Annotated in this window: 16 protein-coding genes; 7 read left to right on the forward strand and 9 right to left on the reverse strand. The window is 70.5% G+C overall.

Annotated features, from left to right (window positions below):
* The 3 genes from pucL (at position 1) to IF64_RS0107215 (ending at position 3,026) form a co-directional block, all read left to right on the forward strand.
* A complete protein-coding gene (gene pucL / locus IF64_RS0107205) occupies positions 1-897 on the forward strand; it encodes a factor-independent urate hydroxylase (RefSeq protein WP_030531239.1) in 897 nt (298 codons plus the stop codon).
* Between the two features lie 86 nt (positions 898-983).
* Complete coding sequence (locus IF64_RS0107210; RefSeq protein ID WP_246134863.1) at positions 984-2,351, forward strand: nucleobase:cation symporter-2 family protein; 1,368 nt, start codon at positions 984-986, stop codon at positions 2,349-2,351.
* Positions 2,352-2,387: 36 nt separating this feature from the next.
* Positions 2,388-3,026 carry a UdgX family uracil-DNA binding protein gene (locus IF64_RS0107215; RefSeq protein WP_030531241.1) on the forward strand — a complete coding sequence of 213 codons (639 nt, stop codon included), beginning with the start codon at positions 2,388-2,390 and terminating at the stop codon, positions 3,024-3,026.
* Positions 3,027-3,029: 3 nt separating this feature from the next.
* On the opposite strand, the gene IF64_RS27875 is transcribed toward IF64_RS0107215, so the two are convergent.
* Complete coding sequence (locus IF64_RS27875) at positions 3,030-3,554, reverse strand: alpha/beta fold hydrolase (protein ID WP_246134862.1); 525 nt, start codon at positions 3,552-3,554, stop codon at positions 3,030-3,032.
* Between the two features lie 467 nt (positions 3,555-4,021).
* Between IF64_RS27875 and IF64_RS0107225 the strand changes: the two genes are divergently transcribed.
* Entirely contained in the window at positions 4,022-4,588 is a 567-nt protein-coding gene (locus IF64_RS0107225) for a TetR/AcrR family transcriptional regulator (protein WP_030531242.1), read from the forward strand.
* A gap of 4 nt (positions 4,589-4,592) precedes the next feature.
* Here the strand turns inward: IF64_RS0107225 and pucD are convergent, their stop codons facing one another.
* Genes pucD through IF64_RS0107245 form a run of 4 tightly spaced genes read right to left on the reverse strand, consistent with a single transcriptional unit; the run spans position 4,593 to position 9,602 of the window.
* Complete coding sequence (gene pucD / locus IF64_RS0107230; protein WP_051757538.1) at positions 4,593-6,953, reverse strand: xanthine dehydrogenase subunit D; 2,361 nt, start codon at positions 6,951-6,953, stop codon at positions 4,593-4,595.
* Positions 6,950-8,287, reverse strand: a complete 1,338-nt coding sequence (locus IF64_RS0107235; RefSeq protein WP_030531244.1) for an 8-oxoguanine deaminase — start codon at positions 8,285-8,287, stop codon at positions 6,950-6,952. Before IF64_RS0107235 ends, pucD begins: the two co-directional genes overlap by 4 nt.
* Positions 8,284-8,745, reverse strand: a complete 462-nt coding sequence (locus tag IF64_RS0107240; RefSeq protein WP_030531245.1) for a (2Fe-2S)-binding protein — start codon at positions 8,743-8,745, stop codon at positions 8,284-8,286. The genes IF64_RS0107235 and IF64_RS0107240 overlap by 4 nt, the downstream gene beginning before the upstream one ends.
* Positions 8,736-9,602 carry an FAD binding domain-containing protein gene (locus IF64_RS0107245; RefSeq protein ID WP_030531246.1) on the reverse strand — a complete coding sequence of 289 codons (867 nt, stop codon included), beginning with the start codon at positions 9,600-9,602 and terminating at the stop codon, positions 8,736-8,738. Before IF64_RS0107245 ends, IF64_RS0107240 begins: the two co-directional genes overlap by 10 nt.
* A 126-nt stretch (positions 9,603-9,728) precedes the next feature.
* On the opposite strand from IF64_RS0107245, the gene IF64_RS0107250 reads away from it, so the two are divergent.
* Positions 9,729-11,156, forward strand: a complete 1,428-nt coding sequence (locus tag IF64_RS0107250; RefSeq protein ID WP_030531247.1) for a PucR family transcriptional regulator — start codon at positions 9,729-9,731, stop codon at positions 11,154-11,156.
* A 39-nt stretch (positions 11,157-11,195) separates the two neighbouring features.
* Positions 11,196-12,887 (forward strand): ABC-ATPase domain-containing protein, encoded by a 1,692-nt coding sequence (locus IF64_RS0107255; protein WP_036875942.1) that lies wholly within the window; start codon positions 11,196-11,198, stop codon positions 12,885-12,887.
* Between the two features lie 257 nt (positions 12,888-13,144).
* Here IF64_RS0107255 and IF64_RS0107260 read toward each other — a convergent pair whose 3' ends face one another.
* The 3 genes from IF64_RS0107260 to aceB all read right to left on the reverse strand — a co-directional run bounded on the left by IF64_RS0107260 (position 13,145) and on the right by aceB (position 17,133).
* Complete coding sequence (locus tag IF64_RS0107260) at positions 13,145-13,900, reverse strand: LamB/YcsF family protein (RefSeq protein ID WP_030531249.1); 756 nt, start codon at positions 13,898-13,900, stop codon at positions 13,145-13,147.
* 453 nt (positions 13,901-14,353) lie between these two features.
* Positions 14,354-15,556: a DUF6986 family protein gene (locus tag IF64_RS0107265; protein ID WP_030531250.1), complete on the reverse strand. Its 1,203-nt coding sequence runs from the start codon at positions 15,554-15,556 to the stop codon at positions 14,354-14,356.
* Positions 15,556-17,133 carry a malate synthase A gene (gene aceB / locus IF64_RS0107270; RefSeq protein WP_030531251.1) on the reverse strand — a complete coding sequence of 526 codons (1,578 nt, stop codon included), beginning with the start codon at positions 17,131-17,133 and terminating at the stop codon, positions 15,556-15,558. The genes IF64_RS0107265 and aceB overlap by 1 nt, the downstream gene beginning before the upstream one ends.
* Before the next feature lie 116 nt (positions 17,134-17,249).
* Between aceB and IF64_RS0107275 the strand changes: the two genes are divergently transcribed.
* Positions 17,250-17,996 (forward strand): IclR family transcriptional regulator, encoded by a 747-nt coding sequence (locus IF64_RS0107275; RefSeq protein ID WP_246134861.1) that lies wholly within the window; start codon positions 17,250-17,252, stop codon positions 17,994-17,996.
* A gap of 4 nt (positions 17,997-18,000) precedes the next feature.
* Here the strand turns inward: IF64_RS0107275 and IF64_RS0107280 are convergent, their stop codons facing one another.
* Positions 18,001-18,690, reverse strand: a complete 690-nt coding sequence (locus IF64_RS0107280; RefSeq protein WP_030531253.1) for a hypothetical protein — start codon at positions 18,688-18,690, stop codon at positions 18,001-18,003.
* Positions 18,691-18,694 lie beyond the last annotated feature (4 nt).

The following is an 18,694-nucleotide window of genomic DNA, read 5'->3' on the forward strand; positions in this document are numbered from 1 at the left end:
GTGGGCATGTCGCTGGGGCCCAACCAGTACGGCAAGGCCGAGATCCGCCTCGTCACGGTCGACCGCCAGGGGCCGGTGCACCACCTGAAGGACGTCACCGTCTCGACGTCGTTGCGCGGTCACCTGGAGCGGACGCATCTGACGGGCGACAACGCCGACGTCGTCGCCACCGACACCCAGAAGAACACGACGCAAGCCTTCGCCAGGGACGGGATCGGCGAGATCGAGGACTTCGCCCTGCGCCTGGCCGAACACTTCACCGGCTCGTTCGAGCACATCACGGGCGCGCGCATGCTGATCTCCGAGCACGGCTGGAACCGCATCACCGTCGGCGGAACGCCGCACGACCACGCGTTCAGCAGGGCAGGGGACGAGGAGCGCACCACGGCCGTCACGGTCCAGGACGGACAGGCGTGGGTCGTGTCGGGCGTGACCGGACTGACCGTGCTGAAATCCACCGGTTCGGAGTTCCACGGCTTTCCGCGCGACCGGTACACCACGCTCGCCGAGACCGACGACCGCATTCTTGCGACGGCGGTCACGGCACGCTGGCGCTACGCGAGCACCACGGGTATCAACTGGTCCGAGTCGTACGACGCGATCCGCCGTGCGCTGCTCGAGACGTTCGCCACGAAACACAGCCTGTCGCTGCAGCAGACCCTGTACGCGATGGGCGAAGCCGTACTCGAAGCGCGGCCGGAGGTCGCCGAGATCCGGTTGTCACTGCCGAACAAGCACCACTTCCTGGTCGACCTGAGCCCCTTCGGACTCGACAACCCGGGCGAGGTGTTCTACGCGGCGGACCGTCCCTACGGGCTCATCGAGGGCACGGTGCGGCGCGACGACGAGACCGGCTCGGACCCGGGTCTGGCCTGGTACTCCCTTCCCGAGTTCTGACCCGCTCCGCGTCCCGGCGTGAGCGGCCGCGTCGCCGCGGCGCCCGTCCGATCGGCGTGATCAGCCCCCACCGTTTGGAGTCTCCCGTGCATCCCGTCGACGCGAAACCGCCCTTGGCCCAGCTGATCGCAGGAGGACTGCAGCACGTCGCGGCGATGTACGCCGGTGTCGTGGCTCCGCCGCTGATCATCGGCGGAGCGGTGGGCCTGTCCCCCGGTCAGCTGAGCCTGCTCATCAGCGCCAGTTTGTTCACCGCGGGCCTGGCCACCCTGCTCCAGACCCTCGGCGTGTGGCGGTTCGGGGCCCGGCTGCCGCTCGTGAACGGCGTGACGTTCGCGACGGTGGCTCCCGTACTGGCGATCGTCGACCAGCACGGGCCGGACGCGTCGCTGGGCGTGGTCTACGGGGCGACGCTCGTGGCCGGGGTGCTCATCGTGCTGGCCGCGCCGTTCTTCTCCCGGCTGACGCGGTTCTTCCCTCCGATCGTCACGGGCACGGTCATCACGCTCATCGGTGTGTCCCTGCTGCCGGTGGCCGTCGGGTGGGTCTCGAACCAGCAGGAGTCGGCCGACGGCACCAATCTGCTGCTCGCCGGGATCACGCTCGTCGCGGTACTGGCGTTCAACCGGTTCCTGTCGGGTTTCTGGAGCCGTGTGGCCCTGCTGCTGGGGCTCGTGCTGGGCACGCTCGTGGCGTGGCCGCTGGGTGAGGTCGACACGTCGACGCTCGCCGACGCGCCCGCGTTCGGCATCGCGACCCCGTTCCACTTCGGAACTCCGGTGTTCGACATCGCCGCGATCATCTCGATGGCGATCGTCGCGCTGGTGATCATGGCCGAGAGCACGGCCGACATGCTCGCGCTCGGCGAGGTGGTCGACCGGCCGACCTCGGAACGCACGCTCGCCGACGGTCTGCGCGCCGACGGTGTCGGCACCGCCGTGGCGACCGTGTTCGGCGGGTTCGCCTGCACCGCGTTCGCCCAGAACGTCGGACTCGTCGCACTGACCCGCATGGTCAGCCGGTACGTCGTGGCCGCGAGCGGGCTGATCCTGGTGCTGTTGGGCATGTTCCCGGCGGCGGGCGGCATCGTGGCGCTGGTGCCGCAGCCGGTGCTGGGCGGAGCCGGGCTCGTGCTGTTCGGCAGTGTGGCGGTGTCGGGTCTGCGCACGCTGGCGAAGGCGTCGTTCGAGCGTCCGGCGAACGTCACGATCGTCGCGGCCGCGCTCGGCATCGGCCTGATCCCCATCGCCGCACCGGAGTTCTACGCCGGATTCCCTTCGGCCCTGCGCACGGTACTCGACTCCGGGATCAGCGCCGGATGCCTCGCGGCGGTGGTGCTCAACCTGATCTTCGGCGACCGCATCCGCAGGTCCACAGCAGACTCCGCGGCAGACTCCGCAGCGGACTCCCCCGCCGGTAACGCAGCCCCCGCCGACGCCACCGAGAAGGCGTGATGCGTGACCCGGCTTCCGATCGGGTAAGCCGGGTCCATGGCGGATCGAACGGTGTCGGCTGCGGATTTCGTTCCGGACACGCGCGAGTTGCGCGCGCTGTCTCGCGCGGTGCGCGACTGCCGCGGCTGCGGGCTCTACGAGAACGCGACACAGGCGGTGTTCGGGTCGGGGCCGGCGCAGGCACGCGTAATGGTGGTGGGCGAACAGCCCGGTGATCGCGAGGACACCGAAGGCGAACCGTTCGTCGGCCCCGCGGGGCGGCTGTTGGACAAGGCCTTCGCCGACAGCGGGTTCGACCGGGAGGATCTGTATCTGACCAACGCGGTCAAGCATTTCAAGTTCGTGCCGCCGGAGCGGGGCAAACGGCGTATCCACCAGAAGCCCTCCCGTGGCGAGGTCGTGGCGTGCCGGCCCTGGCTCACGGCCGAGCTGGAGACGGTGCGCCCCGAACTCGTGGTGCTGTTGGGCGCCACCGCGGCGCAGGCGGTGTACGGCACGTCGTTCCGCATCACGCAGCAGCGGGGCGAGGTCCTGCACCTGCCGGAGGAACTGGCCGATCCGGACACCCGCGCCGTCGCCACGGTGCATCCGTCGTCGGTCCTGCGCTCCCGCGACCGCGACGCCGACTACGACGCCCTGGTCGCCGACCTCCGCAGCGCCGCCGACGCGCTGTGACGCTCAGCGGCGCGCCGGGGAGTTCGGCGGCACGGACGCATCGGTGACGAACTCGTGCAGCAGGCGGGCGAAGAAGTCCGGGTTGTCCTCGGGGATGAGCGTGCGGCTGTCGGGCACCTCGACGAGCCTGCCCTGCGAGCACAACTCGGCCAGCCTGCGCCCGTGCTCGCGCGGCATCACCTTGTCCTCGGCCGCCCACGCCACCAGCACGGGCCGGTCGAAGGTGCCCATCGCCTCGGCCCATTGCCGCAGCACGGGTTTCGGCGGAATGCCCCTGCCGTATCGGATCAGGTCGCGCCGCACGGCCCTGTCCCCACGGCCCGGTGTGAACCAGTCCCGTTGGACCTCTTGGGGGATCGGACGTTTCGACATCCACCCCCATCCGCCGGGAGCACGCTGGACGGCGCGGAACCTCAACAGATGCAGCAGCGCGGCGATGCCACCGGGGATGCGACCGAGCGCCCCGAGCAGCTTTCCGGGGATCCCGGGCGGGTAGTTGTCGAAGGCCTCGCACGAGGACAGCACCACCCTGGCGAGACGTTCGGTCCTTCCCCTCGGTGAGCAGCACCTGGCCGCCGCCCCAGTCGTTGAGCACGAGCGTCACGTCGCGCAGGTCCAGTCGCTCGAGGAACTCGCCCACGAGCAGGCCGATGCCGCGCAGGCTCAGGTCGGCGTCCGGCCGCATGGGGATGCGGTGCCCGCCGAGCGGCCAGGTCGGCAGTACGCAGCGGTACTCGCCCGGCAGCCGCTCGAGCACCTTGCGCCACACCGTGGCGTTCATCGGCGGTCCGTGCAGGAACACCAGCACCGGGCCGTCCCCGCCGGTGTCGCGGTACTCGATCGTGCCTGCGGACAGTTCGACCGTGGCGAGCTCACCACGCATCTCGACGGCCATGACCACTCCCCACCCGAGTCCCACTCGACGACCCGTGACTCGTGCGAACGCCGTGACTTGATAGATCGCTCTAGTGAGAGGCTAACGTAGAATGCAGCGCATGGCGAGCACACGCGAACGCATCGTGACCGCAGGCGCCGAACTGTTCCGGCGGCAGGGCTACACCGGCACCGGGGTCAAACAGATCATCACCCGCGCGGAGGCGCCGTTCGGCTCGCTCTACCACTTCTTCCCCGGTGGCAAGCAGCAGCTGGGCGCCGAGGTGATCCGCGAGGCCGGCCTTCCCTACGCGGCGCTGTTCGACATCTACATCGCTGCGGCCGACGACCTCGTCGACGGCATCGAGAGCGCCTTCGCGGGTGCCGCAGAGACGCTCGTCGAGACCGACTACGCCGACGCCTGCCCCATCGCGACGATCGCCCTCGAAGTGGCCAGCAGCAACGAGAACCTGCGCCAGGCCACGGCCGAGGTCTTCGAGGCGTGGCTGGCGAAGGGCACCGAGGTCTACACCGCGTTCGGCCTGTCCGCCGAGGACGCACGCAGGCTGGCGATCGCGACGGTGACGAGCCTCGAGGGCGCGTTCGTGCTCAGCCGTTCGCTGCGCAGTACCGAACCGCTGGCCGCCGCGGGCCGCACCGTCGCGGCACTCGCGCGTGAACTGCGCTGAGGCGTCAGCCGGCGTCCCCCGTGGGCGAGCCCTCCGGAACCGCATCGCCTGCGCAGGCGATGTGTTCGGGGCGCACCGGCACCCGCGGAAGCTCCTTGCCGGTCGCCGCACGGATGGCGGCGACGATCGCCGGGGTGGACGAGATCGTCGGCGGCTCCCCCACCCCGCGCAGACCGTAGGGCGCGTGCGGATCGGCGCGTTCGAGCACGTCGATGGTCATCGGCGGCATGTCGAGAACGGTCGGGATGAGGTAGTCGGTGAACGACGGATTGCGGATCACGCCTCCGTCGGTCCGGATCTCCTCCATCACGGCCAGACCGAGTCCCTGCGCCGAACCGCCCTGGATCTGCCCGACGACCGCCTGCGGGTTGAGCGCCTTGCCGACGTCCTGCACGCAGTCGAGCGCGACCACCTTGACCAGGCCGAGTTCGGTGTCGACGTCGACGACCGCGCGGTGGGCGGCGAAGCCGTACTGCACATGGGCATCGCCCTGGCCGGTCTCCGGGTCGAGCGTCTCTGTCGGACGATGGCGCCACTCGACCGTCTCGTCGAGTTCGCCGTCCCCGAGCACGTCGGCCACGTCGGCGAGCACCTCGTCGTCGGCGGAGGTCACCTTGAGTCCGTCGAGGTGCAGCTCCGCCTCCGTGCGCCCCAGCGTGGCCGCGGCCCTGGCCAGTAGCGCAGACCGCACCGTCAACGCGGCCGCCCGCACCGCTCCGCCGGTGACGTAGGTCTGCCGCGACGCCGACGTCGAACCGGCGCTGCCGATCGAGGTGTCCATCGGCAGGATCGTCACGCGCTCGACACCGAGTTCGGTGCGCACGATCTGCTGCAGAACGGTCACCAGTCCCTGGCCGACCTCGGCGGCCGCGGTCTGCACCGTCGCCGCGGGCTCGCCGCCGACCACGGCCAGCCGCACCCGGGCGGTCGAGTAGTCGTCGAAGCCTTCGGAGAAGCAGATGTTCTTGATGCCCACGGCGTATCCGACACCGCGCACCACGCCTTCGCCGTGCGTCGTGTTCGACACTCCGCCGGGCAGCCTGCGCAGGTCGGTGCCGCCGGCTTCCGCAGCGCTCCGTTCCGGCAGCGGCATCCGCTCGAGGCGGTCGAGCAGCTCGGCGACGGGCGCCTCGGAATCCACGACCTGGCCGGTCGGCATGACGGTGCCCTCCTGCATGGCGTTGCGACGGCGGATCTCCGTCGGCGACAGTCCACATGCGTCGGCGAGTTTGTCCATCTGCGACTCGTAGGCGAACGCGGCCTGCACCGCACCGAACCCGCGCATCGCCCCGCAGGGCGGATTGTTCGTGTACACGCCCCAACAGTCGACGCGCACGTTCGGCACGTCGTACGGGCCGACCCCCAGGGTGGCGGCGTTGCCCACCACCGCGCCGGTGGACGAGGCGTAGGCACCGCCGTCGAGGTAGATCCGCGCGGTGACGTAGACGAGCCTGCCGTCCCGGGTCGCGCCGTGCTCGTAGTACATCGTCGCGGGGTGCCGATGCACGTGACCGTGGAACGACTCCTCGCGGTTGTAGACCATCTTCACGGGTTTGCCGGTGCGCAGCGCCAGCAGGCACGCGTGGATCTGCATCGACAGGTCCTCGCGGCCACCGAACGCACCGCCGACCCCGCCGAGCGTCAGGCGCACCTGTTCGGGCGACAGGCCGAGCGCGGCGACGATCTGCTGCTGGTCGACGTGCAGCCACTGGGTGGCGACGTACAGGTCGACCCCGCCGTCGCCGTCCGGCACCGCCATGCCCGACTCGGGGCCGAGGAAAGCCTGGTCCTGCATGCCGACCTCGTAGCGTCCGGTGACGACGACGTCGGCGTTGACAGCCGGCTGCCCGCGCCGCACCGGCGCGTGGCGGACGACGTTGCCGTCGGGGTGCAGCGGGGCCGCCTGACCGTGGGCCGCCTGTTCGGCGTCGGTGACCGGGTCGAGCGGCTCGTAGTCGACGTCGATCAACGCCACGGCACGCTGGGCGATCTCCGGGTGGTCGGCGGCGACGACGGCGACGGGTTCGCCGCAATACCGGACGACGTCCTCGGCGAGCACCGGCTGGTCGGGATGTTCGAGGCCGTACCGGTTGAGCCCGGGCACGTCGTCGTGGGTCAGCACCGCGTACACCCCGGGCAGAGCCAGCGCGCGGGAGGTGTCGATCCGCGTGATGCGCGCGTGCGGGTACGGGCTGCGCAGGGTGCCGCCCCACAGCATGTCCTCGTGCCACAGGTCGGACGAGTAGGCGAACTCGCCCCGCACCTTGCGCGTGCCGTCGGGCCGGGCCGGACTCGCGCCCACCCCGCCCTCGGTGGCGGTGCCGCCGGTGACGAGTGGGCCTGCCGTCGAGGAGCTCGTGGTCATCGCATCCTCCTGCTCGCAGCGCTCAGTTCCGCGGCCACGGTGGTCTCGTCGGTGCTGTGCAGTTGCCCGTCGGCGACGACGGTCTCGCCGCCGACGAGCAGCAGTCTCACGTCGGCCCGGGGTCCCAGCACGAGTGCGGCCACCGGGTCGTCGATGCCCGCGAAGCCCAGTCGGCGCAGGTCCCACACGGCCAGGTCGGCGAGCTTGCCCGGTTCGAGCGAGCCGAGTTCGCCGTCCCGGCCGAGGCACCGCGCCCCGCCCATGGTCGCCATCCACAGCGCCTGCCTCGTGGTGAGCGCCTGGGGCCCGCCCTGTTGCCGGGCCTGCAGCAACGCCTGGTGCAGTTCCTCGCCGAGCCCACCGGACTCGTTGGACGCGGCACCGTCGACCCCGAGGCCGACCGGCGCGCCCGCGTCGAGCAGTGCGCGCGCCGGTGCGATACCCGTGCCGAGGCGGCCGTTCGACGTCGGGCAGTGCGCCGATCCGGTGGCGGTGGCACCCATCCGGCGGACGGCGTCGTCGGCCAGGTGCACGGTGTGGGCCAGCCACACGTCGTCGCCGAGCCAGCCGAGTTTGTCGGCGTACTCGGCGGGCGTGCACCCGAACTCGGCGAGACACTGCCGTTCCTCGTCGAGCGTCTCCGCGAGGTGCGTGTGCAGCCGGACTCCCTTGCGGCGGGCCAGTTCCGCGGCCTCGACCATGAGCCGCTCGGTGACCGTGAACGGCGAACACGGCCCCACGGCGATGCGCACGCGTGCCTCGGGCGAGGGATCGTGGTGGGTGTCGACGGCGGCCTCGGTACCGGCGAGCGCGGCGTCGATGTCCTCCACGAGATGGTCCGGCGGCAGTCCGCCCTGCGACTCGCCGCGGTCCATGGAGCCGCGGACCAGGTGCCCGCGCACGCCGACGCGCCGGACCGCGGACACGAGCGCGTCCATCTGGTCGCCGCCGTCGCGGGGGAAGACGTAGTGGTGGTCGGCGACCGTCGTGCAGCCGGTGAGGGCCAACCTCGCCAGCCCCGCCGACGCCGCGGCATGGGTGATCTCCGCGTCGAGCCCGCCCCACACGGGGTAGAGCTCGACGAGCCACTCGAACAGCGTCGAGTCGGCGGCGTAGCCACGGGTCACCCACTGGTACAGGTGGTGATGGGTGTTGACCAGTCCGGGGGTGACCAGGCAGCCCGACGCATCGATCCGGGTGCCGGTGTACTGACCGGGCGCCGGTCCGTCACCGACGGCGACGAGAACCCCGCCGTCGACGACCACGTGGCCGTTGCGGTACTCGGTTCCCTGCGCGTCGACCGTGGCCACGGCCGCGTTCTCGACGATCATCATCGCGCACTCGCCGCCGTCCGTACCGCCTCGAGGATCTTCTCGTATCCGGTGCACCGGCACAGGTTTCCGGCGAGCGCCTCCCGGATCTCCTCGTCGCTCGGGTCCGGTTCACGCGCCAACAGGTCGTGGGCGGCGACGACGAGGCCGGGGGTGCAGAATCCGCACTGCACCGCCCCGGAATCCACAAAGAACTGCTGCACCGGGTCGAGCTTCTCGCCGTCGGCCAGCCCTTCGACGGTGCGCACCTCGCGTCCCTCGGCCTGTCCCGCGGCGACGAGGCACGAGCACACGACCGCACCGTCGAGATACACCGTGCACGAACCGCATTCGCCCTGTTCGCACGCGTTCTTCGAGCCGGGAAGGCCGAGACGCTCGCGCAGCACGTACAGCAGGCTCTCGCCCTCCCACACGTCGTCGGCCCACCGCTGCTCACCGTTCACGGTCAGGGTCACGCGCATGCCCGCTCACTCCCTCGGTAGTCGTTCCACGCCCACGTCAGTGCTCGTCGCGCGAGGACACCCAGGGCGTGGGTGCGGTACTCGGCGGTCCCGCGGACGTCGTCGATCGGTTCGGTGGCCGCGCCGACGAGTTCGGCGAACCGCCGCGTGAACGCGTCCGGCAGCGGCGCGCCGGTGTCCCACGGCAGTTCCGCCGTGGCGAACGCCTCGGCGTCGGCGACCCTGCGGGGTGTGGGCGCGGCCGAACCGATCGCCACTCCCACGTGCCCCTCGCGGATCACCACCGCCAGCGAGCACACCGCGATCACCATCGCGTTGCGCGTGCCGATCTTGCTGAACTGCTCGGCCGACCTGCCGGCGGTGGGCACGTGGACGGCGGTGATCAGTTCGCCGGCCTCGAGCGCGTTGCGTTTGACCCCGGTGTAGAACTCGGTCGCGGGGATCCGTCTGCTCCCGCGTGCCGACGCGACCTCGACCTCGGCGCCTGCGGCCAGCAGGACCGGATGCGTGTCGCCTGCGGGAGAGGCGGCGCCGAGATTGCCTCCGACGGTGCCGCGGCTCCGGATCTGCGGGGAGCCGACGGTGCGGGCCGCCATGGCCAGTCCGGGCAACGCATCGCCGAGTTCGGTGATGAGGCGGGTGTAGGGCACGCCCGCGCCCAGGCGGACGTGCCCTTCCGACGCGGACCAGGTTGCGAGTTCGGCGATCCGCGTCAGGTCCACCAGGCAGTCCGGACGGCGGTGGTCGTAGTTGAGTTCGACCATGACGTCGGTGCCGCCCGCGATGGGCAGGGCGCCGGGCCGCTCGGCGATGACGGCGAGCGCCTCGTCCAGGGTCTCCGGTCGGAGGAATTCCACGGGCTGACTCCAGGGTCTCGGGCTGTGTGTGCCAGTAGACAGCCAGGGTTACCCCGCGGCAACGGCGCGGATGTATGAAACGACGAGCCCCACGAGCCGCCGGTTTTGTGCTTTCCTACAAACCTGATGACGCTGGTGAAAACTCTGCTGGAGCTCCCTGGCCTGCGGTTGCGGCTGCACGCGGGCGGGGACCTGCTCGACCGCGAGGTCAGCCGGATCTACGTGACCGAGCTGCCCGATCCGAGCCGGTACCTGTCCGAGGGCGAGTTCGTCCTGTCGGGGCTGCTGTGGTGGCGCGCTCCCGGAGACGCGGACCCGTTCGTGCGTGCGCTCGCCGAGGCCCGGTGTGCCGCGCTGGCCGCGTCCGGCGCCGACACCGGCGGCATCCCCGACGACCTCGTCGCGGCGTGCAGGCGGCATCGTATTCCCCTGCTGGAAGTGCCCGCGGACCTGTCGTTCGCGGTGATCACCGAACAGGTCGTGCTCGCGTTGGCAGCCGAGACCGACGGCGCGCGCAAACGGTTGCTGTCGGCGGCTGCGGAGGACTCGTCGCTGCCCGCGCTGTTGACCTACGGCGCGGCCGAGCTGGGTGCGGACTGCTGGGTGGTCGCGGCGACCGGACGTGTGGTGGCGGCCAGCACGCCGGGGCCGCCGCGGCGGCGGGCGGCCGTTCCGGTCGGCGGACGGCATGCCGTGCCGTGGTCGCTGATCGTCGACGCCGAGCTCAGCCCCGGAGGCCAAGAGGTCGCCGAGGAGCTGGCGAATCTGGTCGGTTTGGCCAGGGGCAGGCGGGACGAGGTGCGGCGCGCGCGGATGCAGGTCGCCGTGCCACTGCTGGAGGCGTTGGCCGATCCGGCGTGCACGGGTGCGGAGCTCGCCCGTGCCGTCGAGGCGGCGGGCCTGTCGCCGGACGAGTCGGTGCGGGTGCTGTTGGCGCGCACGCCCGGTGCCGATGCGGCCGCCGAGATCCTCGACGAGGCGCTGACGGCGTTCGCCGACCTCGACCGCGTGTTCGTGGGCGAGGTCGGCGGCCGGGTGGACGGAGTGGACGGGGAGTCCTGGGCGGTGGTCGCCTCGGACGCCCCCTGGCCGGACGACTGGGCCGAGCAGGCGATGGACGTGTTGTCGGTGCTCGGCAGCGGACGGGTGCTGATCGGTGCGGGTGGGCCGAGTTCGGTGCACGGACTGCGCGGGGCGGGCGAGGAGGCTCGCCATGCGGTGCAGGCCGCGGCGGCACGGCCGGAGCGGGTGGCGGTCGCCTCGGGTGTCGAACTGGGGATGCACCGTCTGTTGTTGGCGGGCGCGCCCGACGAGTTGCGCCGCGCGTTGGCCGCGCGCGTGCTGGGACCGTTGCCGGAGCACCCGGAGTTGCTGCGCACGGTGCGGGTGTATCTGGAATGTTCGGCCTCGCCCGCACGCGCCGCGCGCCGACTGCACGTGCACGTCAACACGTTGCGGTACCGGATCGCTCGGGCGGGCGAACTGCTGGGCGTCGATCTCACCGATTTCCGCACCCAGGTGGACGTGTATCTGGCGTTGTCGGCCGAGTCCTGATCCACGTGCCACGCCCACGACCCGTACCGTGGACAGGCGATGGCACGTGACAGGGGCGACGAACGGACGGTCGACGAGCTCGCACGGCGGCTCACACAGCTCGACGGTCAGAGTTACGGCAGGTACAAGAGTCTCCAGGGCGACTGGACGGCCGACGGTTACACGGTGACGGTGCGGAAGGCGCAGACCGATCCGTTCGCGCCGGCGAGCCGGGTCGAGATACGCGTGGACGCCGAGTACGCGGCGTTTCCCGGGTCCTGGTGGAACACTCCGGTGCGGGCGCGCGCGTTGGCGGACTTTCTGTTGCGGACGCTGGGAAAGCAGCTGCGCGGGTCGCTGTTGAAGGTCGACGTCGGCGGGCAGCAGGTGCTGGATCGCAGCGCCATGCGCGTGTCCGGCGGCGCGTTGACGGTGCGGCTGGGCATCGATCTGCCCGGACCGCGGCGCCGGATCGACGGCCGCGGCGCGCGGCGGGCGTTGTGCGAACAGCTCCCCCGCGCCGTGGAGGCGTTGCGCCGCGACGCGCTGGACGCCGACGCAGTGGAGGCGTTCGTCGAGTCCGTCGAGGACACCGATGCGTTGCGCGGAATGCTCGCCGAACGTGGACTGGTGGCCTTCGTGGCCAACGGCGCCATGCTCGCGCGTCGCAGTGGCACCGACGACCGGCCATTGGCCGACGGGGTTCCGTTCACCTCGCCGGAGTCACTGCGCACGACGGTCGAGCTGCCCAACCGCGGCACGGTCAGCGGCATGGGGATCGCCGAGGGCATCACGTTGGTCGTCGGCGGTGGTTTTCACGGCAAGTCGACATTGTTGCGCGCGTTGGAGCGCGGCGTGTACGACCACGTTCCCGGCGACGGCAGGGAGTTGGTGGTCAGCCGCTCGTCCACCGTGAAGGTGCGCGCCGAGGACGGCCGCAGCGTGCAGCGGGTCGACGTGAGTGCGTTCGTCGGCGAACTGCCGACGGGCAGCGACACCCGCGATTTCTCGACCTCGAACGCGTCCGGTTCGACGTCGCAGGCGGCGACCACGATCGAGGCCGTCGAGGCGGGCGCCGAGGTGTTGCTGATCGACGAGGACACGGCGGCGACGAACCTGATGATCCGCGACGCGCGGATGCAGGAACTCGTGGCGAAGGGCAACGAGCCGCTGACGCCGTTCGTCGACCTGGTGCGGCCGTTGTACGAGCAGCACGGCGTGTCGACCGTGTTGGTGATGGGCGGGTCCGGGGACTACCTCGACGTCGCCGACCGCGTGATCATGATGGCCTCCTACCACCCGGAGGATGCGACCGAGCGGGCGCTGCGATTGCGCTCGTCGGAGCATCGCGTGGTCGAGGCCGACGGTTTCCCCGCGATCCGGCATCGCGTGTGCGACCCGGCGTCGTTGTCGGCCGAGCACAAGGGGCGGCGCAAGCTGAAGACCCGCGGGATCGACACGCTCACCTACGGCGAGTCGGACATCGATCTGCGCGCGGTGGAACAGATCGTCGACGCGGGCCAGGTGATGGGCATCGGGTTGGCGTTGACCCACGGTGTCGAGAGTGGACTGATCGACGGCAAGCGGACGGTCGCGGAGTTCCTCGAGCTGCTCGAGCGGGACCTGGCCGACGGCGCGGATGCGATCCGGCACGGTTTCCTCGGCGATTACGTCGTTCCGCGGCGGTTCGAGGTCGCGGCCGCGTTGGCGAGGTTGCGCACGCTCCGCGTGGCCGAGCTGCGGGACACATGACGGGCGGCGGCGATGAGTGACGCGCGGGAACGGGGCGACGCTGCCACGTGGCCGCCACCCCGGGTGGCGTTCGTTGCCGGGGTGGTGGTTGCCGGCATTGGTCTGTGGCTGGCGGTTGGTTCGGACAACCCGGTGTGGTTGTCCCTGGCTCAGGTCTGCGCGGGCGTAGTGATGGCTGTGTCGGCCTGGCGCTCCGGACGTCGCGGCGGCCATCACGGTCGAGACGCCTGAGGGCGACGAGCCCCCGCCGTCGGCGGTTATGCGAAGGGTGCGAGTTCGACGCCGGCGTCTAGGAGTCCTGTTCGGACGCGCCGGGCGAGGTCGACGGCGCCTGCGGTGTCGCCGTGGAGGCACAGGGACCGTGGGCGTGCGTCGATGTCGGTTCCGTCGATCGCGGTGACCGTGCCGTCGGTGGCCATGCGCACGCTGCGCGCGACGACCGTGTCGGCGTCGTGGATGACGGCGCCGGGTTCGCGGCGGGAGACGAGGCGGCCTTCGGGCGTGTAGGCGCGGTCGGCGAAGGCTTCGGCGACGGTGGGCAGGTTCGCCTCGTCGGCGAGTCGGAGGAGTTCGGACCCGGGCAGTCCGAGGATGGGCAGCGTGGGGTCGTAGCGGCGGACGGCGTCGACGACGGCTTCGGCTTGTGCCGTGTGGTGGGCGACGGTGTTGTACAGGGCGCCGTGGGGTTTGACGTAACGCACGCGGGTGCCGGCGATGCGTGCGAATCCGTCGAGTGCACCGATCTGGTAGATGACGTCGTTGACCAGTTCGGCCGGGTCGACGTCGATGAAGCGCCTGCCGAAGCCGGCGAGGTCGCGGTAGCCGACCTGCGCGCCGATGGCCACGCCGCGTTCGGCGGAGCGTTCGGTGACGCGGCGCAGCACGGTGGGGTCGCCTGCGTGGAATCCACATGCGACGTTGGCACTGGTCACGACGTCGAGCAGGGCGTCGTCGTCGGTGAGCGGCCAGATGCCGAAGCCTTCGCCGAGGTCGCTGTTGAGATCGAGCACCATGCCGGCCAGGGTAGACGTTTCGTCGTCGACGACCGGCACGCCTTCGTCACCGGCCGAACAGCCACCCCCGCCAAACCCGCCCGTGTTGCGGATTCCGGTGCGCGTGTTGTGGTCCTGGGGGCCCGTGTTGCGGATTCCGGTGCGCGTGTTGTGGCTCTGTGGGCGTGTGTGGTGAATTCGGGGGCTGGTTTTGCGGGTCCGGGGACTCGTGTCGTCCCCGGGCGAGCCCCCCGTAACCCGCAACACGATGTCCCTGCATCCGCAACACGGCACCCAGTCACGCCACGAGCCCGGAGCTGCAATTTCACCCGCGAGCCGCAACACGAACTCCCGGGCTCGCAACACGCGCCCCCGAAACCGCAACACGGACCCCTGAACCCGCAACACGGACCCCTGAACCCGCAACACGGGCCCCTGCATCCGCAACACGCGGCCCTGAGACCGCGACACGGGTCAGCCGGCTCGGGCTGCCAATCGGGCCAATGTGCGACGGTCGATGTTGCCGAGTTGGCCGAGTTCGGTCTCGTCGACGGCTCCGCAGTCGAGGCCGCGGAGCACGTACGTCGCCAGGGCCTGGGCGGTGGCTGGTTCGTCGAGCACGCCGCCGTCGACGGCGCCGACGTAGGCGTCGAGTCGGGCGAGTGCGGAGGGGAGATTCTCGCGGAAGAAGCCGTAGGTGGCGGCGAAGCGGCTGGGAAGTTGGTGGGGGTGCAGGTCCCATCCCTGGTAGAAGCCGCGTTCGAGGGAGCGTCGCACGAGCCGTGCATGTTCGGCCCACGCCGCCCGCACGGTGTCGACGCCGCCGACGGGAAGGCGGTTGGTGGAGCCGTCGGAGAGCCGCACTCCCCTGCCCGCGGCGGCGACCTGCATGAACTGCTTGGCGAAGTCGGCGGCCGGGTGGTCCATGCTCTGGTAGGCGCCCGCGATGCCGAGACCGGCGCTGTAGTCGTAGGTGCCGAAGTGCAGGCCGCTGCAACGGCCGTCGGCAGCACGCAGGATCGACGGCAGCGCCACGGTGCCGTCGTGCGACAGGACCGACTGGGTGGTCTCGACCTGCACTTCGAACCGGAGTGTCCCGACCGCGAGGCCGTTGGCCTTCTCCAGTTCGGCGAGCACGTCGGCGGCCGCCGAGACCTGGTCGACGTCGGTCACCTTCGGAAGCGTCACCACGAACCCGGCGGGCGGCGGCCCGCCGAGCGCCTCGAGGAACACGTCGAGGGTGCGCATCCCGCGCCTGCGGGTGGCGAGTTCGAAGCTCTTGAACCGGATGCCGCAGAACGGTGCGACGGTCCGGGAGGCGAGTTCGCGGGCACAGCGCACGGCTTCGGCGTCCTCGACGTCGTCGCCGGGGTTGCCGTAGCCGTCCTCGAAGTCGATCCGCAGATCCTCGATCGGCTCGGTGGTGAGTTTGGTGCGCACGCGGGTGAGCACGTCGTCGGGGGCGTCGAGCTCGCCCGTGGCGAGCACGTCGAGAGCGGCGGCGCCCCACTCGCCGACCAGGTCGGCGTGGAATCGCCCCGCGGGCACGTACACGGTGTGCACGGGTTGGCGTCCGGTCGGCTCACCGGGATAGGTGGCGGCCACGCGCGCGTCGGCCACGGCGAGCGAGGCGTCGATGCGCGCGTAGACGTCCTCGGTGAGCCGACCGGCTGCCATTACTTGATCCGCTCGTAGGCGGGCAGCGTGAGGAAGTCGACGAACTCGTCGGCGAGCGCGACCTCCTCGAACAGCTCCACGGCCGGCTGCAGCAGCTCCGGCTTGACCTCGCCGCCGAGCTGGCCCTTGACCTCGTCGAGCAGCGAACGGACGAGGTCGCGGGTCACGGTTTCACCGGAGTCGGCGAGCACGACGCTGTTCTGCACCCACTGCCACACCTGCGAGCGCGAGATCTCCGCGGTGGCGGCGTCCTCCATGAGGTTGTGGATACCGGCCGCGCCGTTGCCGCCCAGCCAGGAGGCGATGTAGCGGACACCGACGTCGACGGCACCGCGCAGGCCCTCCTTCGTGCACTGGGCGTCGGTGGCGGCGACGTCGAGCAGCTGGTCGGCCGTCACCGAGACGTCCTCGCGGAGCCGGTCGAGCTGGTTGGGCTTGTCGCCGAGGACCTTGTCGAACTCCTCCTTGCAGAGCTCGACCATGCCCGGGTGCGCGACCCACGAGCCGTCGAAGCCGTCGCCTGCCTCACGCGACTTGTCGGCGTGCACCTTCTTCGAGGCGTTCTCGGCGACCTCGGGGTCCTTGCTCGGGATCTGCGCGGCCATGCCGCCGATCGCGAACGCGCCGCGCTTGTGGCAGGTGCGCACGAGCAGCTCGGTGTAGGCGCGCATGAACGGCGCGGTCATGGTGACGGCGTTGCGGTCCGGCAGCACGAACTTCTCACCGGCGTCGCGGAAGTACTTGATGACGCTGAACAGGTAGTCCCAACGACCCGCGTTCAGACCCGAGGCGTGCTCGCGGAGTTCGTAGAGGATCTCCTCCATCTCGAACGCGGCCGGGATGGTCTCGATCAGCACCGTGGCGCGGACGGTGCCGTGCTGGACGCCGAGGGTCTTCTCCGCGTAGGTGAACACGTCGTTCCACAGACGCGCCTCGAGGTGGCTCTCCATCTTCGGCAGGTAGTAGTACGGGCCCTTGCCGCGCGAGAGCAGTTCCTTCGCGTTGTGGAAGAAGTGCAGGCCGAAGTCGACGAGCGCGCCGACCCCCTTGCGGCCGTTGAACTCCAGGTTCCGCTCGTCGAGGTGCCAGCCGCGCGGGCGGACGACGATCGTGGCGTGCTCGACGTCGTCGCGCAGCGCGTAGTGCTTGCCGTTCGAGTCGAGCTCGATGGTGCCGCGGATGGCGTCGGACAGGTTGATCTGCCCGTTCACGACGTTGCTCCAGTGCGGCGTGTTCGCGTCCTCGAGGTCGGCGAGCCACACCTTGGCCCCGGAGTTGAGGGCGTTGATCGTCATCTTGCGCTCGGTCGGCCCGGTGATCTCCACCCGGCGGTCGCGCAGCGCAGGCGGCGCCTCGGCGACCTGCCAGTCGGACTCGCGGACCTGCTTGGTCTCGGGCAGGAAGTCCAGCCGTCCGGTGCGCTTGGCCTCCTCACGCTTGGCCTTGCGCGCCTCGAGCAGCTGGTCGCGGGTGGCCGCGAAGTTCTCGTGGAGACCGGCCAGGAACTCCAGCGCCTCCTGCGTCAGCACCTCGTCGCCGCGCTCGACGGCCTCGCCGAGCACACGAACATCAGACATGGAACACCTCAGGGAACGTCGTCTCTATGGGGTCGTCTTTTACATGACGGACTATAGTTTCTACATTACGGAAGCTCAATGCGAGCGACGGTGCAGTACACGCGGAAGGAGCCGTGGTGGCCGCGAACGGTGGAGTGCAGTCCCTCGAGCGGGCGTTCGAGCTGCTCGAACGACTCGCCGATGCGGGCGGCGAGGCGAGTCTGTCCGAGTTGGCGACGTCGTCGGGCCTGCCCATGCCGACGATCCACCGGCTGATCCGCACCCTCGTAGCGTCGGGCTACGTCCGGCAGAACGCGAATCGGCGCTACGCGCTCGGCGCGCGGCTGATCCGGCTGGGCGAGCACGCCAGCCTGCAGTTCGGCACGTGGGCGCGTCCGCTGCTGGCGGAACTGGTCGACGAGGTGGGCGAGACCGCCAACCTGGCCGTGCTGGAACGCGACGAGGTCGTGTACGTCTCGCAGGCACCTTCCAAACACTCGATGCGGATGTTCACCGAGGTCGGCAGGCGGTTGTTGCCGCACGGCACGGGCGTGGGCAAGGCGATCCTCGCCGGGCTCCCTTCCGACGAGGTACGCGCACTGCTCGGACGCACCGGAATGCCGGCCTACACCGACCACACCATCACGGACGTGGACCGGTTCCTGGCTCACCTGGCCGACATCGCCGAACAGGGGTACGCGCTGGACGAGAGCGAACAGGAACTGGGCGTGCGCTGCATCGCCGTACCTGTTCCCGGGACCCCCACCCCCACCGCGGTGTCGGTGTCGGGGCCGGAGGGCAGGCTGACGAAGGACGCGGTGGGCCGTATCGCTCCCCTGGTCATCCGCACCGCGGAACAGCTGTCGAAGCAGCTGCCGAGCTGACGCGTCAGCCCAGCTGCGGCCGCACCGACGCGATGAACTGTTGGAAGTCAGGCCCGAGGGTGGACATCTTGTCGGCGGTGGTGCTGAACGTAGCCAGGTCCACGGCAGTCCGCCCAGAACCGTCGACGTCCCGGAACCCGAACAGCACCTGGATCACCGCGATGTCCAGCTGCCTGCCGTTCACGGTCTGAGTCGACCGAATCACCTGGGTGAGCGACTTCGCCCGACCCGAGCCGCCTTCCTCGCGCTTGCTCAGCTTGACGTTCGTACCGCCGACACTTCTGAACTGCTGGTCTGCCAACGCGGTCAGCGTCGTGGAGCCGTCGACAACAAGCCCCTCTACGAGGATGTTCGTGGCGAACGCCTCGGCCCGCGACGCATCCTGCAGACCTGCCCAGGCGGCGTTCTCCACACCCAGCTGAGCCGGGTCCACGGAACTCCACCCCTCAGGGACCGTGACCGACAACGGCACGGGGAGCGCGGAGATGGTCGTCGTGCCACCGGCGTCCGTGGTGTTTCCGGAATCTGCAGTGCTACTACTCGAGTCGGTGGAGTTGCCGGAAGGCGCGGCAGCCGTGGAAGACGCGGTGTCGGAGGCCGATGATGCCGGACCGGCCTGGCCCTCCTCCTCGGCCGAACATCCGGCGAGCACGATCGCCGCGCACATCACCGTTGCCGTCAGTGCCCGTCGCATCCGC

This window comes from Prauserella rugosa, assembly GCF_000719975.1.
Lineage (GTDB): Bacteria > Actinomycetota > Actinomycetes > Mycobacteriales > Pseudonocardiaceae > Prauserella > Prauserella rugosa.